Here is a 16,878-nt window from a genome sequence, read left to right as displayed (position 1 = left end):
TGTCAGTTCAGACCACCAGTGTAATTCACTGACTTTTGATGAATAATCCAGGCAAAGACAAAACATTATTGCTGTGCAGGGATAATCATGAGCAACCGCTGGGAAGGCATCGATGAATTCGTGGCTGTCGCCGAATCGGGGCAGTTCACGGCTGCCGCCGAGCGCCTGGGGGTTTCGTCGTCACACATCAGCCGGCAGATCGCCCGGCTGGAAGAACGCTTGCAGACCCGCCTGCTGTATCGCAGTACCCGCCGCGTGACCTTGAGTGAAGCCGGGCAGACCTTTCTGCAGCATTGCCAGCGCCTACAGGATGGCCGTGAAGAAGCCCTGCGCGCCATGGGTGACCTGGCCAGCGAGCCCAAGGGCCTGCTGCGCATGACCTGCGCGGTGGCCTATGGCGAGCGCTTCATCGTGCCGTTGGTCACACGCTTCATGGCGTTGTACCCCCAGTTGCGCGTGGATGTGGAGTTGAACAACCACACCCTTGACCTGCTGCATGAAGGCATGGACCTGGCCATCCGCCTGGGCAGGCTGGCCGATTCGCGACTGGTGGCGACCCGCCTGGCGCCGCGGCGCATGTACCTATGCGCATCGCCAGCCTATCTGGAGCGCTATGGCCGGCCGCACAGCCTGTCGGAACTGGCGCGGCACAATTGCCTGATCGGCAGCTCGGATGCGTGGGCACTGCAGCAGGACGGCCGCGAGATCAGCCAGCGGGTGCAGGGCAACTGGCGTTGCAACAGTGGCCAGGCGGTTCTGGATGCAGCCTTGCAAGGCATGGGGCTGTGCCAGTTGCCGGACTATTACGTACTGGAGCACCTGAACAGCGGCGCGCTGGTGTCGTTGCTGGAGGGGCATCAACCGCCCAATACCGCGGTTTGGGCGCTGTACCCGCAACAGCGGCACCTGTCGCCGAAGGTGCGGCGGTTGGTGGACTATCTGAAGGAAGGGTTGGCGGGGTTGCCGGAGTATCGCGGGGCCTAATTGCAAAGGGGGCCGCTGCGCGGCCCTATCGCCGGCAAGCCAGCTCCCACAGGGATCGCCTTAGGGCTGACAGGTGTTTGCCACAAGGTATGGCAGCGCCTGTGAGATCGAGCGCCGCCCGCGCGGCGCAATCGCGAGCTGCGCTCGCTCCTACGTTTGTTTCGGGCCAATTATTCCTGTGGGATTCGCGCGCGAACGCCTTGGTGCATGCCTCAATATCGCGCCGTACAAACAAGGCGGCCGCGCGCGCCTGTCACAGGCGTTACTGGCCCGAAACAAACGTAGGAGCGAGCGCAGCTCGCGATTGCGCCGCGCGGGCGGCGCTCGATCTCACAGGCGCTGAAGATGCTCCGGCTACCCTTGCCAGGAACCATAGAATCTCCCACAGGAGCCGCGATGCCTCAGGTCTGTGGGGTACCTGTGGGGGCTGGCTTGCCTGCGAATGGGCCGCGCAGCGGACCCGGCGATCTCAGCGTCGACCTGCCCAGCGCTGGCGCAACCACTCCAGGTCTTCCGGCCGGGTCACCTTGATGTTGTCGCTGCGCCCTTCGACCAGCCGCGGCGCCTGCCCGGACCATTCGATGGCAGAAGCTTCATCGGTTACGACGACATCCGACACCAGGCACTCGGCCAGCGCCCGGTGCAACGCCCCCAGGCGGAACATCTGCGGCGTGTAGGCCTGCCAGATGGTGCTGCGGTCAACGGTGGCGCTGACCCGGCCTTTGCCATCGGCACGTTTGAGCGTGTCGCGCGCCGGCACCGCCAGCAGGCCACCCACCGGGTCATCCGCCAACTCCGCCAGCAGCTTGTCCAGGTCGCTACGCGCCAGGTTGGGCCGCGCAGCATCGTGCACCAGCACCCAGTCGCTGTCCGCCGCCCCTTGGGCATGCAGCAGCAGCAAGGCATTGAGTACCGAATCGGCGCGCTCGCGCCCGCCCGCCGCGCGCTGGATACGCGGGTCGCTGGCACAGCCCAGGGCAGGCCAGTAAGGGTCGTGTTCAGCAATGCTGACCACCACGCCGTTAAGCGTCGGGTGGCCAAGAAAACAGTCGAGGCTGTGCTCGAGAAGGGTCTGCCCTGCCAGCTCCAGATACTGCTTGGGGCGGTCGGCAGCCATGCGGGCGCCTACGCCCGCCGCTGGAATCACGGCCCAGAAGGCCGGTAAGGTATCGATCATTTCTGTGGCAACTGGAAGAGGGTTTCACCCTCCTTGACCATCCCCAATTCATGGCGAGCCCGCTCTTCAACGGTCTCCATGCCTTTTTTCAGCTCCAGCACTTCAGCATCGAGCACGCGATTACGCTCCAGCAGGCGCTCGTTTTCGGCGTGCTGTTCAGCAATCTGCTGCTTCAGCTCGGTCACTTGCGCCAGGCTGCCATTGCCGACCCACAGACGGTACTGCAGGCCACCCAACAGCAGGAGCAGAATAAGGAACACCCAATAGGGACTGCGCATCACGTTATCCAGGTCAAAAAGGCTGCCGCGCATTTTACGGGAGCTCGAATAGCACGAAGCCTGGCCGAGGCCAGGCTTCGTTGACAGAAACCCGTTGGGAAGAAGGAAAGTTCAGTAAGAACGTTCCTACAACTCCGGCTGCTGCCTTTTTACCATCTCTTGCTTAGCCGCGAAACTCGGCACGACCACGGTAAACCGCTTTGGCGCCCAGTTGCTCTTCGATACGCAGCAGTTGGTTGTACTTGGATACGCGGTCGGAACGGCACAGCGAACCGGTCTTGATCTGGCCCGCAGCGGTACCCACGGCCAGGTCGGCAATGGTCGAGTCTTCGGTTTCACCGGAACGGTGCGAAATCACCGCGGTGTAGCCGGCAGCCTTGGCCATCTGGATGGCTTCGAGGGTTTCGGTCAGCGAGCCGATCTGGTTGAACTTGATCAGGATCGAGTTACCGATGCCCTTCTCGATGCCTTCCTTGAGGATCTTGGTGTTGGTCACGAACAGGTCGTCGCCAACCAGCTGGACCTTTTCACCGATCTTGTCAGTGAGGATTTTCCAGCCAGCCCAGTCCGACTCGTCCAGGCCATCTTCGATGGAGATGATCGGGAAGCGCTCGGTCAGGCCTTTGAGGTAGTCTGCGAAGCCTTCGGCATCGAAGGACTTGCCTTCGCCGGACAGGTTGTACTTACCGTCTTCGTAGAATTCGGAAGCGGCGCAGTCCAGTGCCAGGGTCACGTCGGTGCCCAGTTTGTAGCCGGCTTTTTCGACGGCTTCGGCGATTGCACCCAGGGCATCTTCGTTGGAGGCCAGGTTAGGGGCGAAGCCACCTTCGTCACCCACGGCAGTATTCAGGCCACGGGCCTTGAGCACAGCCTTGAGGTGGTGGAAGATTTCGGTGCCCATGCGCAGGCCGTCGGAGAAGGTCTTGGCGCCAACCGGCTGAACCATGAACTCCTGGATGTCGACGTTGTTGTCGGCGTGCTCGCCGCCGTTGATGATGTTCATCATCGGAACCGGCATGGAGTACTGGCCTGGGGTGCCGTTCAGGTTGGCGATGTGCGCGTACAGCGGCAGGTCCTGGTCCTGGGCAGCGGCCTTGGCGGCAGCCAGGGAAACAGCCAGGATGGCGTTGGCGCCCAGCTTGGCCTTGTTCTCGGTACCGTCCAGCTCGATCATGGCGCGGTCCAGGGCCTTCTGGTCAGCCGGGTCCTTGCCCAGCAGCAGGTCGCGGATAGGGCCGTTGATGTTGGCGACAGCCTTCAGCACGCCCTTGCCCAGGTAACGGCTCTTGTCGCCATCACGCAGCTCCAGCGCTTCGCGCGAGCCGGTGGAAGCACCGGACGGCGCGCAAGCGCTGCCGATGATGCCGTTGTCGAGCAGTACATCGGCTTCCACGGTGGGGTTGCCACGCGAGTCGAGAACTTCACGACCTTTGATGTCGACGATTTTTGCCATTGTTGTAAGCACTCCAGAATTGACGAAAACAACGCAGCTTTAGGGAATTCTTGCCTTTCACCAGGCAGGGACGCAGCAGGCAGGCCTGGCAAAAGCAACCCCTGACCGAGTGGTCAGGGGTAGATCGGGGCGTACTTTACCCGAGAAATGAGCCTCGCGCGGACTTAACCGTCGGAAAACTCACCAAAGACCCGAAAAAATCAGGCCTTGTTCTTCTGCGCCAGGGCCGCCTTGACGAAGCCGCTGAACAGCGGATGACCGTCACGCGGGGTGGAGGTGAACTCCGGGTGGAACTGGCAGGCAACGAACCATGGGTGGTCCTTGGACTCGACCACTTCGACCAGCGCGCCGTCTTCGGAACGACCGGAAACCACCAGGCCGGCGTCAACCAGCTGTGGCAGCAGGTTGTTGTTGACCTCGTAACGGTGGCGGTGGCGCTCGGTGATCACGTCCTTGCCATAGCAGTCGTGCACCTTGGAGCCGGCTGCCAGCTGGCAGTCCTGTGCACCCAGGCGCATGGTGCCGCCCAGGTCCGAGGCCTCGTCACGGGTTTCGACCGCGCCGGTGGCATCGGCCCACTCGGTGATCAGGCCGACGACCGGGTGGCCGCTGTTGCGGTCGAACTCCGTGGAGTTGGCGTCTTTCCAGCCCATGACGTTACGGGCGAATTCGATCACCGCGACCTGCATGCCCAGGCAGATGCCCAGGTACGGCACCTTGTTCTCACGGGCATATTGAACCGCAGTGATCTTGCCTTCCACGCCACGCAGGCCGAAACCGCCGGGTACCAGGATGGCATCGGCACCCTCGAGCAGGCTGGTGCCCTGGTTCTCGATGTCTTCCGAGTCGATGTAGCGCAGGTTGACCTTGGTACGGTTGGTGATACCGGCGTGGCTCATCGCTTCGATCAGCGACTTGTACGCATCCAGCAGTTCCATGTACTTGCCGACCATGGCGATGGTCACTTCGTGCTCAGGGTTGAGCTTGGCATCGACTACCTTGTCCCACTCGGACAGGTCGGCACCGTTGCATTGCAGGCCGAAGCGCTCGACGACGAAGTCGTCCAGGCCCTGTGCGTGCAGCACACCCGGGATCTTGTAGATGGTGTCGACGTCTTCCAGCGAAATCACCGCACGCTCTTCAACGTTGGTGAACAGCGCGATCTTGCGGCGCGAGGAAGCATCGACCGGGTGGTCGGAACGGCAGATCAGCACGTCTGGCTGCAGGCCGATGGAGCGCAGCTCCTTGACCGAGTGCTGGGTCGGCTTGGTCTTGGTTTCGCCAGCAGTGGCAATGTACGGGACCAGGGTCAGGTGCATCAGCATCGCGCGCTTGGAACCCACTTCGACGCGCAACTGGCGAATGGCCTCGAGGAATGGCTGCGATTCGATGTCGCCCACGGTACCGCCGATTTCCACCAGGGCCACGTCGGCGTCGCCAGCACCTTTGATGATGCGGCGCTTGATTTCGTCGGTGATGTGCGGAATGACCTGGATGGTCGCGCCCAGGTAATCACCACGGCGCTCTTTGCGCAGCACGTGCTCGTAGATACGGCCGGTGGTGAAGTTGTTGTTCTGGGTCATGGTGGTGCGGATGAACCGCTCGTAGTGGCCCAGGTCGAGGTCGGTCTCGGCGCCATCGTGGGTGACGAACACTTCACCATGCTGGAACGGGCTCATCGTGCCCGGGTCGACGTTGATGTACGGATCCAGCTTGAGCATGGTGACCTTCAGGCCCCGCGCTTCCAGGATGGCCGCCAGGGAAGCCGAGGCAATGCCTTTCCCCAATGAAGAAACAACACCGCCCGTGACGAATATGTAGCGCGTCATGAAAAACCCTAGAAGTCTGCGTTAAGGCGGCCAGCGCCGCCGGAGAAAGCGAAGGAAGGCCGAAGCCCCCGATCACCTGCGTCAATCACAGTGCATCTCGAACAACTGCCGCGTCTGTACAGACCAGGGGTATCCCCGGCATGGAGCTCGCTCGTCATTTCAGAATCAGCCCAGCAAAAAACTGCTTGGTAATCGGCAACTCCTGTGTTTTCGCGGAACCCACAGAAGCTGTATCAAGAAGGGAGGGTAGTCTACCCGAATGTACCCTTCAGCTCAAACCTTGCGCGTTCGTCGGTAACTGCCAGTGCAACTGCCAACCCGCCTGCCCCAGCCCGGGCAAATTGGCCACTGCCAGCAGGCGCTCGCCCTGGTACAGCAAGGGCAGGCGCGCACGCAGGAAATGCGGCACCTGCTGCTCGTTGAGCAGGCGTTTGAGGTCGCGCCGGCCGCGCCCGGGCACCTCCAGTATTTCACCGCCCTGGCGGTAGCCAACCCGCAGCCCGCCAACCCCGGCTGCGCCAACAAGCCGCACGTTACCGTTGCCCGGCAGTGGCAACGGCACACCTGGATCCGGCCAGGCCAGCTGACCGGCGGCTGGCTGCAGCCAGTCGCCACTCAGCCACCAGATGCGCCCTTGGCTACGCTGCAACTGCCCGTCGGTCAGCCGCCACACCGGCTGGGCATCGGCGGCGGCATCGCGCAGGTCTGCCCAACCCGCCCAATGGCGGGTATCGGGCAGCCGCGTGCGTTGGCTCAGCCAGTACTGCAAGGCGTTGCGCTGGCGCGCCGGCGACAGCGCCACAAGGCTAGCCAGGTCGAGGGAGGCCAGCCCCGGCCAGGCGGCAGGCGCCCCCTGCTGCGCGGTCACCAGATCGCTCTGGGCCAGTTCGTCGAGCAGGCCAAGCGCCTCGCCCAGATGCTCGGCGGCACGGGCGAAATTCTGGCCAACCTGTGGCCAGCGCTGCTGCAACTGCGGCATCACCTCCCGGCGCAGAAAGTTGCGGGCAAAACGGGTGTCAGCGTTGGAAGGGTCGTCGATCCAGGCGAGCCCGCGGGCCTGCGCATAGGCCTGCAACTGCTGCCGGGCACAGCCCAGCAACGGCCTGACCAGGCTGCCCTGCCCTAGCGGCCGCTGCCCCGGCATGGCCGCCAGGCCACGCAAACCGGCACCGCGCAGCAAGCGCAACAGCAGGGTTTCAGCCTGGTCGTCACGGTGCTGGCCGGTGAACAGAATGTCGCCCGGACCGAGGGTTTGCTGGAAAGCCGCATAGCGGGCGTCGCGGGCCGCCTGTTCCAGGCTGGCGCCGGGGCTGACCTGAACGTGGATTACCTCGAGTGCGATGCCGAGGTTGGCGCAGACGGCCTGGCAATGGGCGGGCCAGGCGTCAGCGGCGGCTTGCAGGCCATGGTGGACATGAACCGCACGCAAGGGCGGCGCTGCGTGGCTGCGGGCGTAGTCGGCCAGCAGGTGCAGGAGGACGGTAGAGTCGAGGCCGCCGGAGAAGGCGATGTACCAGGTGGGGGCGTTGAGCCAGGGGGTGAGGTTGATCATGAAGGCCTCACATGGCTTGAGATCGCCGGGGGGGGTGCTTTGCGGCCCATTCGCCGGCAAGCCAGCTCCCACATCATGAGAAAGCGGACTTGCCGGCGAATGGGCCGCAAAGCGGCCCCGGATCACATCACGGAATCAGACACCGTAGCTCATCAGGCGCTCGTAACGACGGGCCAGCAGCGCGTCATTGTCGAACTTGCCGAGCATGTCCAGCTGCTGCACCAGGTCAGCGCGGATGCTTTCCGACATCGCAGCCGGGTCACGATGCGCGCCGCCCAGCGGCTCCTGGATGACCTTGTCGACGATGTTCAGGCTCTTCAGACGCTCGGCGGTAATGCCCATGGCTTCGGCAGCATCGGCAGCCTTGTCGGCGGTCTTCCACAAGATCGACGCGCAACCTTCTGGCGAGATCACCGAGTAGGTGGAGTACTGCAGCATGTTCAGCTGGTCGCAGACACCAATGGCCAGTGCACCGCCCGACCCACCTTCACCGATCACGGTGGCGATGATCGGGGTTTTCAGGCGCGCCATCACCCGCAGGTTCCAGGCGATGGCTTCGCTCTGGTTGCGCTCTTCGGCGTCGATGCCCGGGTAGGCACCCGGGGTGTCGATGAAGGTCAGGATCGGCATCTTGAAGCGCTCGGCCATTTCCATCAGGCGGCAGGCCTTGCGGTAACCTTCAGGGCGCGGCATACCGAAGTTGCGGCGCACCTTTTCGCGCACTTCGCGGCCTTTCTGATGGCCGATGACCATGACCGGCTTGCCATCCAGGCGCGCAGTGCCGCCGACGATGGCAGCGTCATCGGAGAAGTGGCGATCGCCGTGCAGCTCTTCGAACTCGGTGAAGATGTGCTCCAGGTAGTCCAGGGTGTAGGGACGACGTGGGTGACGCGCCAGGCGTGCAATCTGCCAGCTGGTCAGGTTGCCGAAGATGCTTTCGGTCAGGGTGTTGCTCTTGTCTTGCAGACGGGCAATTTCATCGCTGATGTTCAGCGAATTGTCGTTACCCACCAGGCGCAGGCCTTCGATCTTGGCTTGCAGGTCGGCAATCGGCTGTTCGAAATCGAGAAAATTCGGGTTCATAGTCATCCGTCTTGGGTCTACGGCCAGGCGGCCGGCCGGTTGATCCGTTTGGCGCCATACCTTAAGGGATCAGGCGCATTCAGGTCGAGATTAAATTTTTGTCGGTTCAACGATATTGCAGGAAGACGTTCTCACGTCCGAACTGGTCACGCAGTGCCTGAATCAGCCCATCGGCAGGGTCGATCGCCCACTGCTCGCCAAACTGCAACATGGCCTTGGCGTCACTGCCGGTGTACTCCAGCGTGATCGGGCAGGCACCGCGGTGGCGGGTGATCAGTTCGCCCAGCCATTTCAGCCGGTCGCCCTTCAAGGCTTCGTGCGCCACCTTCAGGCGCAGGCTTTCGGCCAGCTTGGTGCGCGCGTCTTCCATGGTCATGACCTGCTTGACCCGCAGGCGCAAGCCACCGGAGAAGTCGTCATTGCTGACCTCCCCTTCGACCACCACCATGGCGTCGGCCTGCAGCAACGATTGCGCCGCGATATAGGCGTCGGCGAACAACGAGGCCTCGATCCGCCCGGAGCGGTCATCCAGGGTGACGAAGCCCATCTTGTCACCCTTCTTGTTCTTCATCACCCGCAGCGCAATGATCATGCCGGCGATGGTCTGGGTTTCACGCGACGGTTTGAGGTCGATGATGCGCTGGCGGGCGAAGCGGCGAATCTCGGTTTCGTACTCGTCGATCGGGTGGCCGGTCAGGTACAGCCCCAAGGTGTCCTTTTCGCCTTTCAGGCGTTCCTTCAGGGTCAGCTCGCGCACCTTGCGGTGGTTGGCGTAAACATCGACATCCGCCGCGTCGAACATGCCCCCGAACAAGTCGACATGGCCACTGTCCGCGGTATGCGCGGCCTGCTCGGCGGCCTTGATGGCCTCACCCAGTGCCGAAAGCAAGGTCGCCCGGTTGATGTCGATATGGGCATGGTAGGCCTTGATTTCGTCATGGAAATGCGGGCCCAACCGGTCCAGCGCCCCACTGCGCACCAGCGCATCGAGGGTGCGCTTGTTGACCCGTTTGAGGTCGATGCGCTCACAGAAGTCGAACAGGTCCTTGAACGGCCCGCCCTGGGCACGGGCTTCGACGATGGCCTCTACCGGGCCTTCGCCGACGCCCTTGATGGCGCCCAGGCCGTAGACGATACGGCCGTCGTCGTTCACGGTGAACTTGAAATCGGAGAAGTTCACGTCCGGCGCATCCAGGCGCAGCTTCATGCTGCGCACCTCCTCCACCAGCACCACGACCTTGTCGGTGTTGTGCATGTCCGCCGACAGCACCGCCGCCATGAACGGTGCCGGGTAGTGGGTTTTCAGCCAGGCAGTCTGGTACGACACCAGGCCGTAGGCCGCGGAGTGGGATTTGTTGAAGCCGTAACCGGCGAACTTCTCTACCAGGTCGAAGATGTTGCCTGCCAGGTCCGCATCGATATTGTTGGCCACGCAGCCTTCGATGAAACCACCGCGCTGCTTGGCCATTTCCTCGGGCTTTTTCTTGCCCATGGCCCGGCGCAGCATGTCGGCGCCACCGAGGGTGTAGCCGGCCATCACCTGGGCAATCTGCATCACCTGCTCCTGGTACAGGATGATGCCGTAGGTGGGGGCCAGCACTGGCTTGAGGCCGTCGTATTGGTAGTCGGAGTGCGGGTAGGCCAGCTCGGCACGGCCGTGCTTGCGGTTGATGAAGTCGTCCACCATGCCCGATTGCAGCGGGCCGGGGCGGAACAGTGCCACCAGTGCGATGAGGTCTTCCAGGCAGTCGGGCTTGAGCTTCTTGATCAGCTCCTTCATGCCACGCGATTCAAGCTGGAATACCGCCGTGGTTTCGGCCTTCTGCAACAGCTCGTAGGTTTTGCGGTCGTCCAGCGGGATGAAGTCGATATTCACGTCGGGCAGGTTTTTCTTGGCCTGCTCGCGGTTGATGATCTCCATGGCCCACTTGATGATGGTCAGGGTACGCAGGCCGAGGAAGTCGAACTTCACCAGCCCCGCCGCCTCGACGTCATCCTTGTCGAACTGGGTTACCAGGCCGCCGCCTTCTTCGTCACAGGCGATCGGTGAGAAGTCGGTGAGCTTGGTCGGGGCGATCACCACGCCTCCGGCGTGCTTGCCGGTACCTCGGGTCACACCTTCGAGCTTCAGCGCCATGTCCCAGATTTCGCGGGCGTCCTCGTCACCCTTGAGGAAGTCACGCAGGATCTCTTCCTGCTCGTAGGCCTTCTCCAGGGTCATGCCCACTTCGAACGGAATCATCTTCGACAGGCGGTCGGCCAGGCCGTAGGACTTGCCCTGAACCCGTGCCACGTCACGCACCACCGCCTTGGCAGCCATGGTGCCGAAGGTGATGATCTGGCTGACCGCGTTGCGGCCATAAGCCTCGGCCACATAGTCGATAACCCGGTCACGGCCATCCATGCAGAAGTCGACGTCGAAGTCGGGCATGGAAATACGTTCAGGGTTGAGGAAGCGCTCGAACAGCAGGTCATAGGCCAGCGGGTCGAGGTCGGTGATCTTCAGCACATAGGCCACCAGCGAACCTGCGCCCGAACCACGGCCAGGGCCTACCGGCACGTCGTTGTTCTTGGCCCACTTGATGAAGTCCATCACGATCAGGAAGTAACCGGGGAAGCCCATCTGGATGATGATGTCCAGTTCGAACTTCAGCCGGTCGAGGTAAACCTGGCGCTTCTCTTCGTAATTGGGCGTGGTCTCCTTCGGCCACAGGACCGCCAGGCGCTCTTCCAGGCCCTCGTGGGACACGTGCCGCAGGTAGTCGTCGATGCCCATGCCGTTGGGCGTGGGGAAGTCAGGCAGGAAGTACTTGCCCAGCTGCACCTGGATGTTGCAACGCTTGGCGATTTCGACGGTGTTGGCGATGGCATCGGGCAGGTCGCTGAACAGCTCGGCCATTTCCTCGGACGACTTGAGGTACTGCTGGTCGCTGTAGCAACGCGGCCGGCGAGGGTCGTCTAGGGTCCAGCCTTCACCGATGCAAACCCGGGTTTCATGCGCGTCGAAATCGGACTGCTTGATGAAACGCACGTCGTTGGTGGCCACCAGCGGCGCGCCGAGCCTGTCGGCCAGGGCCACGGCAGCATGCACATATTCCTCGTCGCGAGCGCGGTTGGTGCGCTGCACTTCTACGTAGAAGCGCTCGGGGAACATGCCCATCCAGTCTTGCAGCAGGGCCTGGGCTTCGTCGTCACGGCCGGCCAGCAGGGCCATGCCGATGTCACCTTCCTTGCCGGCCGACAAGGCGATCAGGCCTTCGCTGGCCGGCGCGATCCATTCACGCTGCAGGATCACCAGGCCGTTGCGCTGGCCGTCGGTCCAGCCGCGCGAGATCAGCTCGGTGAGGTTGCGATAGCCCTTGGGATTCATGGCCAGCAGGCAGATGCGCGACAGCGGTGCTTCCGGGTCGGCGCCGGCCAGCCACAGGTCTGCCCCACAGATCGGTTTGATGCCGGCGCCCATGGCCGTCTTGTAGAACTTCACCAGCGAGCACATGTTGCTCTGGTCGGTGATGGCCACTGCTGGCATGTTCATCCCGGCCAGCGCCTTGGCCAGCGGCTTGATCCGCACCAGGCCGTCAACCAGCGAGAATTCGGAGTGGACGCGCAGGTGAACGAAGGGAACCGACATGGGAGATCCTGTAGCAGTGCTGAACGACAAGGGCGGGATTGTAGCTTAATTGCGCGGGGGTTTTGGGGCTGCGTGTAGGAGCAACTGCCTTTCTCAAAATTTGAAAAGCCTGCGCGATTCATTGTGGGAGCGGGCTTGCCCGCGAAGCAGGCGACGCGGTGCACGGCACCGGCTGTGCCGGTGTTCGCGGCTAAAGCGCCTGCAAGGGCCCCCGATAACGCCTCATTGGTCAGACCAGCGAACCGATGACGCCTTCACGCGCGTCCCAGGCGGCCCGCACCGGTGCGAACGAACGCCGATGAATGGGCGTAGGCCCAAGCCGGGCCAAGGCCTCCAGATGTACCGGCGTGGGGTAGCCCTTGTGCCCGCCGATACCGTAACCGGGGTAGATCAGCTCGAACGCGCTCATTTCACGGTCACGGCTGACCTTGGCCAGAATCGAGGCTGCCGCAATCGCCGGGACCTGGCTATCGCCCTTGACCACCGGAGCTGCCGGCACGGCCAGTTTCGGGCAGCGGTTGCCGTCGATCAGCGCAAGCTTCGGTGTGACGTGCAGGCCTTCGACCGCGCGCTGCATGGCCAGCATGGTGGCCTGCAGGATATTGAGCCGGTCGATTTCCTCGACCTCGGCACGGGCGATGCAAAAGCTCAGGGCCTTTTCGCAAATCTCGTCGAACAGGGCCTCGCGCTTGGCTTGCGTGAGTTTTTTCGAATCGTTCAGGCCGAGAATCGGCCGGGTTGGGTCGAGGATCACCGCTGCCGTTACCACCGCACCGCACAGCGGGCCACGGCCCACTTCGTCAACGCCGGCGACCAGGTCTTCGACCAGGTTGAAGTCCAGTCCAAATTGCATGTCAGCGGTCCTTGAGCAGGGCCAGCACCGCCTCGGCCGCCTGATTGGAGGCGTCGCGGCGCAGGGTGCGGTGAATTTCGTCGAAACGTTCGGTCTGCCGGCTCCCATCGCGCAACAACGGTACCAGGGTATTGGCCAACGCCTCGCTGGTGGCAGCGTCCTGCAGCAGTTCAGGTACCAGCTCACGCTGCGCCAACAGGTTGGGCAACGACACGTAGGGGCTTTTCACCAGCCGCTTGAGAATCCAGTAGGTCAGCGGCGCCAGGCGGTAAGCCACCACCATCGGCCGCTTGTACAGCAAGGCTTCGAGGGTGGCGGTACCCGAGGCGATCAACACCGCATCGCAGGCGGCCAGGGCCTGGTGCGACTGGCCATCGAGCAGCATCAGCGGCAACTGCCGCCCTTCGAGCATCTGCTCGACCTGAGCGCGCCGCGCCGCATTGGCACACGGCAGTACGAAGCGCACGCCCGGTACGTGGTGGCACAGGCGCTCGGCAGCATCGAGGAACAACGCCCCCAGGCGGCCAACCTCGCCGCCGCGGCTGCCCGGCATCAGGGCCACCACCGGGCCCTCGCCCAGGCCCAGTGCGGCACGCGCAGCTGCGCGGTCGGCCTGCAGCGGGATGGTGTCGGCCAGCGGGTGGCCGACAAAGCGCACCGGCACGCCCTGCTCTTCATAGAACCGCGCCTCGAACGGCAGCAGGGTCAGCATCAGGTCGCAGCCTTCGCGGATCTTCAGCACCCGCTTCTGCCGCCAGGCCCAGACCGACGGGCTGACGTAGTGCACGGTCTTGATTCCGGCCTGCCGCAGTTTCAGCTCGATGTTGAGGGTAAAGTCAGGCGCATCGATACCGATGAACACATCCGGCTTTTCATCGATCAGGGTCTGGATCAGCAGTTTGCGCCGCTTGAGCAGCTCGCGCAGGCGCCCCAGCACCTCCACCAGGCCCATGACCGCCAGGCGTTCCATCGGGAAATAGGATTGCAGGCCTTCGGCTTCCATCAAGGGGCCGCCCACCCCGATAAAGCGTATGTCGGGGTGGCGCTCCCTGAGGGCACGCATCAGGCCTGAACCCAGAATATCGCCGCTGGCCTCACCGGCCACCAGCGCTACGCAAAGCCGGGCCATGTCAGCGGGTGATGCCGCGAGCGGAGTTCACGATCGACTGGCGGAACAGCTCGACCTCAGGGTGCAGCGCAGCAGGCTCGGCCAGCTCCTTGAGTGCGTCTTCGACGGTAAGGCCCTGACGATAGACAATTTTGTAGCAGCGGCGCAGCACGTGGATCACTTCGGCGCTGAAACCGCGCCGGCGCATGCCCTCGAAGTTCATGCTGCGGGCTTCGGCCGGGCTACCGAACACGGTCACGAAGGCCGGCACGTCCTTGCCGATCGCCGTACCCATGCCGGAAAACGCGTGGGCACCGATATGGCAGTACTGGTGCACCAGGGTGTAGCCGGACAGGATCGCCCAGTCGCCCACATGCACATGCCCGGCAAGGGCCGTGTTGTTGACCAGAATGCAGTGATTACCGATGACGCTGTCGTGGCCGATGTGGGCATAGGCCATGATCAGGTTGTGGTCACCCAGGGTGGTTTCGGCGCGGTCCTGAATGGTCCCACGGTGAATGGTCACCCCTTCGCGGATCACGTTGTGGTCGCCAATCACCAGGCGCGTCGGCTCACCCTTGTACTTGAGGTCCGGGGTGTCTTCGCCAATCGACGAAAACTGAAAGATACGGTTGTGCTTGCCGATGCGGGTCGGCCCCTTCAACACAACATGCGGGCCGATAACGGTGCCCTCCCCGACCTCGACATCGGGGCCCACGATCGACCAAGGGCCCACCTCGACACCGTCGGCGAGCTTGGCCGAGGGATCGATGATGGCCCGAGGATCAATCGAATTCATAGGGAGCGTTCCGCGCAGGTGATTTCTGCCGAGCACACCGGCTTGCCGTCGACCAGGGCGCGGCATTCGAACTTCCAGATCATGCTCTTGCGGCTGAGGAACTTGGCTTCCAGCACCAACTGGTCACCCGGCAGCACCGGCTGGCGGAAACGCAGCTTGTCGGAGCCGACGAAGTAATACAGGGTGCCATCGGCAGGCTTGGCATCGAGCATCTTGAAACCCAGGATACCGGCCGCCTGGGCCATAGCTTCGATGATCAGGACGCCCGGCATGATCGGGTGCGCCGGGAAGTGGCCATTGAAGAACGGCTCGTTGATGCTGACATTCTTGTAGGCACGAATGCTCTGGGCCTCGTAGTCCAGCTCCGTCACGCGGTCCACCAGCAGGAACGGGTAACGATGAGGCAGGTATTCGCGAATCTCGTTGATGTCCATCATTTCGGGGGGGAAGCCTGTAATAAGAATAGGGAGCGCAGGTGCTGACCGCACGCTCCTTTTGCAATCCAAAGAGGAGCCAGCTAGCGACTGTTCACTCTTGCTCAGGGAATGGTATCAGCCTTCTGATGCCGGCTGGCCACCTGAGGTCACGGTATCGACGCGTTTTTCCAGCTGCTGGAGGCGCTTGGCCATATCGTCCAGGTGGCGGATACGCGCGGCGCTCTTGCGCCAGTCAGCCAATGGCTGCATGGCCGTACCGGAAGAATAGGAGCCCGGCTCGGTGATCGAGCGGGTAACCATGGTCATTCCGGAAATGAATACGTTATCGCAAACATCAATGTGCCCCACCAGCCCCACGCCACCCGCCAGCATGCAGTGCTTGCCAATGCGCGTGCTGCCGGAAATACCGACACACGCAGCCATGGCGGTGTGGTCGCCGATCTGCACGTTGTGGGCGATCTGGATCTGGTTATCCAGCTTGACCCCATCGCCGATGCGCGTGTCCGACAGCGCGCCACGGTCGACCGCCGTGTTGACGCCGATTTCCACATCATCGCCGATGGTAACGCCGCCAATCTGGGCGATCTTGCGCCAGATGCCCTTCTCGTTGGCGAAGCCAAAGCCCTCGCCGCCGATCACCGCACCCGACTGAATGACCACGCGCTTGCCGATGGTGACGTCGTGATACAACGTGACCCTCGGTGCCAGCCAGCCGCCTTCACCCACCACGCAACGGGCACCAATGAAGCAATGTGCACCAATGCTCACGTTGGCGCCGATACGGGCGCCACTTTCGATGACCGCGAACGGCCCGATGCTGGCGCTGGCATCTACCTGGGCATCCTCGGCCACCACGGCGCTGGGATGGATTCCCGCCACAGCCTTGGGTTTCGGATCGAACAGGTAGGAAATGCGCGCATAAGCCAGGTACGGGTCGGCCACGACCAGGGCATTGCCGGCAAAGCTTTCGGCGTCCGCGGCCTTGAGCAGCACCGCGCCGGCCTGGCAGTTATCCAGGTACTTGCGGTACTGCGGGTTGGCCAGGAAGGTCAACTGCCCGGGGCCAGCCTCTTGCAAGGTGGCCAGCCCGGTAATCTGCAGCGCCTCGGGCCCCTTCAGGGTGGCACCGAGGGCCTCGGCCAGCTGGCCTAGCGTCATGGTCACACTCATATCAACGGGCTTGGTTCATGCGCTCGATGACCTGGCGGGTGATGTCGTACTGAGGTTTGACATCGATGACCGCGCCACGCTCGAGAACCAGGTCGTAACCGCCTTTCTTGATCACTTCCTCGACAGCGCCATCCAGCTTCGGCTTCAGCTGCTTGAGCATGTCACGGTCGGCAACGGCCTTGGCTTCGTTCAGCTCCTTGGACTGGAACTGGAAGTCGCGGGCTTTTTGCTTGAACTCGAGCTCCAGGCGCTCACGCTCCTGCTGCTGCATCTTGTCGCCGCCCTTGATCAGGCGGTCCTGGATACCCTTGGCGCTGCTTTCCAGGCTTTTCAGCTTGGTCAGTTGCGGGCCGAATTTCTTCTCGGCATCCACCGCGTACTTCTTGGCGGCGTCCGATTCCAGCAGGGCCATCTGATAGTTCAGCACGGCAACCTTCATTTCGGCGAAAGCCGGGGTGGCGACCAGCGCCGCGGCCACTACGGCCAGTTGAGCCAATTTACGCACGATGCACTCCTGGATAAAC

The 16,878-nt window shown here is 62.9% G+C and carries 14 protein-coding genes; 1 reads left to right on the top strand and 13 read right to left on the bottom strand.

From position 1 onward, the window contains the following. Positions 1 to 87: 87 nt before the first annotated feature. Positions 88 to 984, top strand: coding sequence for a LysR substrate-binding domain-containing protein (locus AACG97_RS06055; RefSeq protein WP_125855410.1), 897 nt, complete (start codon positions 88 to 90; stop codon positions 982 to 984). Positions 985 to 1,453: 469 nt separating this feature from the next. Here AACG97_RS06055 and ispD read toward each other — a convergent pair whose 3' ends face one another. The 13 genes from ispD to AACG97_RS05990 form a co-directional block, all read right to left on the bottom strand. Next, positions 1,454 to 2,161, bottom strand: coding sequence for a 2-C-methyl-D-erythritol 4-phosphate cytidylyltransferase (gene ispD / locus AACG97_RS06050; RefSeq protein ID WP_009686931.1), 708 nt, complete (start codon positions 2,159 to 2,161; stop codon positions 1,454 to 1,456). Further along, on the bottom strand, positions 2,158 to 2,439 hold the full coding sequence (gene ftsB, locus AACG97_RS06045; RefSeq protein WP_009686932.1) for a cell division protein FtsB: 282 nt from the start codon (positions 2,437 to 2,439) through the stop codon (positions 2,158 to 2,160). The genes ispD and ftsB overlap by 4 nt, the downstream gene beginning before the upstream one ends. Positions 2,440 to 2,602: 163 nt before the next feature. Further along, complete coding sequence (gene eno / locus AACG97_RS06040; protein WP_054890065.1) at positions 2,603 to 3,892, bottom strand: phosphopyruvate hydratase; 1,290 nt, start codon at positions 3,890 to 3,892, stop codon at positions 2,603 to 2,605. A gap of 200 nt (positions 3,893 to 4,092) precedes the next feature. Further along, positions 4,093 to 5,721, bottom strand: coding sequence for a CTP synthase (locus AACG97_RS06035; protein ID WP_012270851.1), 1,629 nt, complete (start codon positions 5,719 to 5,721; stop codon positions 4,093 to 4,095). 268 nt (positions 5,722 to 5,989) lie between these two features. Beyond that, on the bottom strand, positions 5,990 to 7,273 hold the full coding sequence (tilS, locus tag AACG97_RS06030; protein WP_225785822.1) for a tRNA lysidine(34) synthetase TilS: 1,284 nt from the start codon (positions 7,271 to 7,273) through the stop codon (positions 5,990 to 5,992). 135 nt (positions 7,274 to 7,408) lie between these two features. Beyond that, positions 7,409 to 8,356 carry an acetyl-CoA carboxylase carboxyltransferase subunit alpha gene (locus tag AACG97_RS06025; protein ID WP_054890067.1) on the bottom strand — a complete coding sequence of 316 codons (948 nt, stop codon included), beginning with the start codon at positions 8,354 to 8,356 and terminating at the stop codon, positions 7,409 to 7,411. Between the two features lie 106 nt (positions 8,357 to 8,462). Beyond that, positions 8,463 to 11,987 (bottom strand): DNA polymerase III subunit alpha, encoded by a 3,525-nt coding sequence (gene dnaE, locus AACG97_RS06020; RefSeq protein WP_029886976.1) that lies wholly within the window; start codon positions 11,985 to 11,987, stop codon positions 8,463 to 8,465. Between the two features lie 229 nt (positions 11,988 to 12,216). Beyond that, positions 12,217 to 12,840, bottom strand: coding sequence for a ribonuclease HII (gene rnhB / locus AACG97_RS06015; protein WP_029886977.1), 624 nt, complete (start codon positions 12,838 to 12,840; stop codon positions 12,217 to 12,219). Between the two features lies 1 nt (position 12,841). Continuing rightward, positions 12,842 to 13,969, bottom strand: a complete 1,128-nt coding sequence (gene lpxB / locus AACG97_RS06010; RefSeq protein WP_054890068.1) for a lipid-A-disaccharide synthase — start codon at positions 13,967 to 13,969, stop codon at positions 12,842 to 12,844. 1 nt (position 13,970) lies between these two features. Further along, complete coding sequence (gene lpxA / locus AACG97_RS06005) at positions 13,971 to 14,747, bottom strand: acyl-ACP--UDP-N-acetylglucosamine O-acyltransferase (RefSeq protein WP_009686941.1); 777 nt, start codon at positions 14,745 to 14,747, stop codon at positions 13,971 to 13,973. Then, positions 14,744 to 15,184, bottom strand: coding sequence for a 3-hydroxyacyl-ACP dehydratase FabZ (gene fabZ / locus AACG97_RS06000; RefSeq protein WP_004375427.1), 441 nt, complete (start codon positions 15,182 to 15,184; stop codon positions 14,744 to 14,746). Before fabZ ends, lpxA begins: the two co-directional genes overlap by 4 nt. Positions 15,185 to 15,298: 114 nt before the next feature. Next, positions 15,299 to 16,354, bottom strand: a complete 1,056-nt coding sequence (gene lpxD, locus AACG97_RS05995) for a UDP-3-O-(3-hydroxymyristoyl)glucosamine N-acyltransferase (protein WP_197885916.1) — start codon at positions 16,352 to 16,354, stop codon at positions 15,299 to 15,301. 1 nt (position 16,355) lies between these two features. Continuing rightward, on the bottom strand, positions 16,356 to 16,859 hold the full coding sequence (locus tag AACG97_RS05990) for an OmpH family outer membrane protein (protein WP_003252311.1): 504 nt from the start codon (positions 16,857 to 16,859) through the stop codon (positions 16,356 to 16,358). Between the last annotated feature and the right edge of the window lie 19 nt (positions 16,860 to 16,878).

Origin of the sequence: Pseudomonas sp. Nvir (assembly GCF_963778085.1) — a bacterium.
GTDB lineage: Bacteria > Pseudomonadota > Gammaproteobacteria > Pseudomonadales > Pseudomonadaceae > Aquipseudomonas > Aquipseudomonas juntendi.
This window is presented reverse-complemented; position numbering and strand designations above follow the sequence as displayed.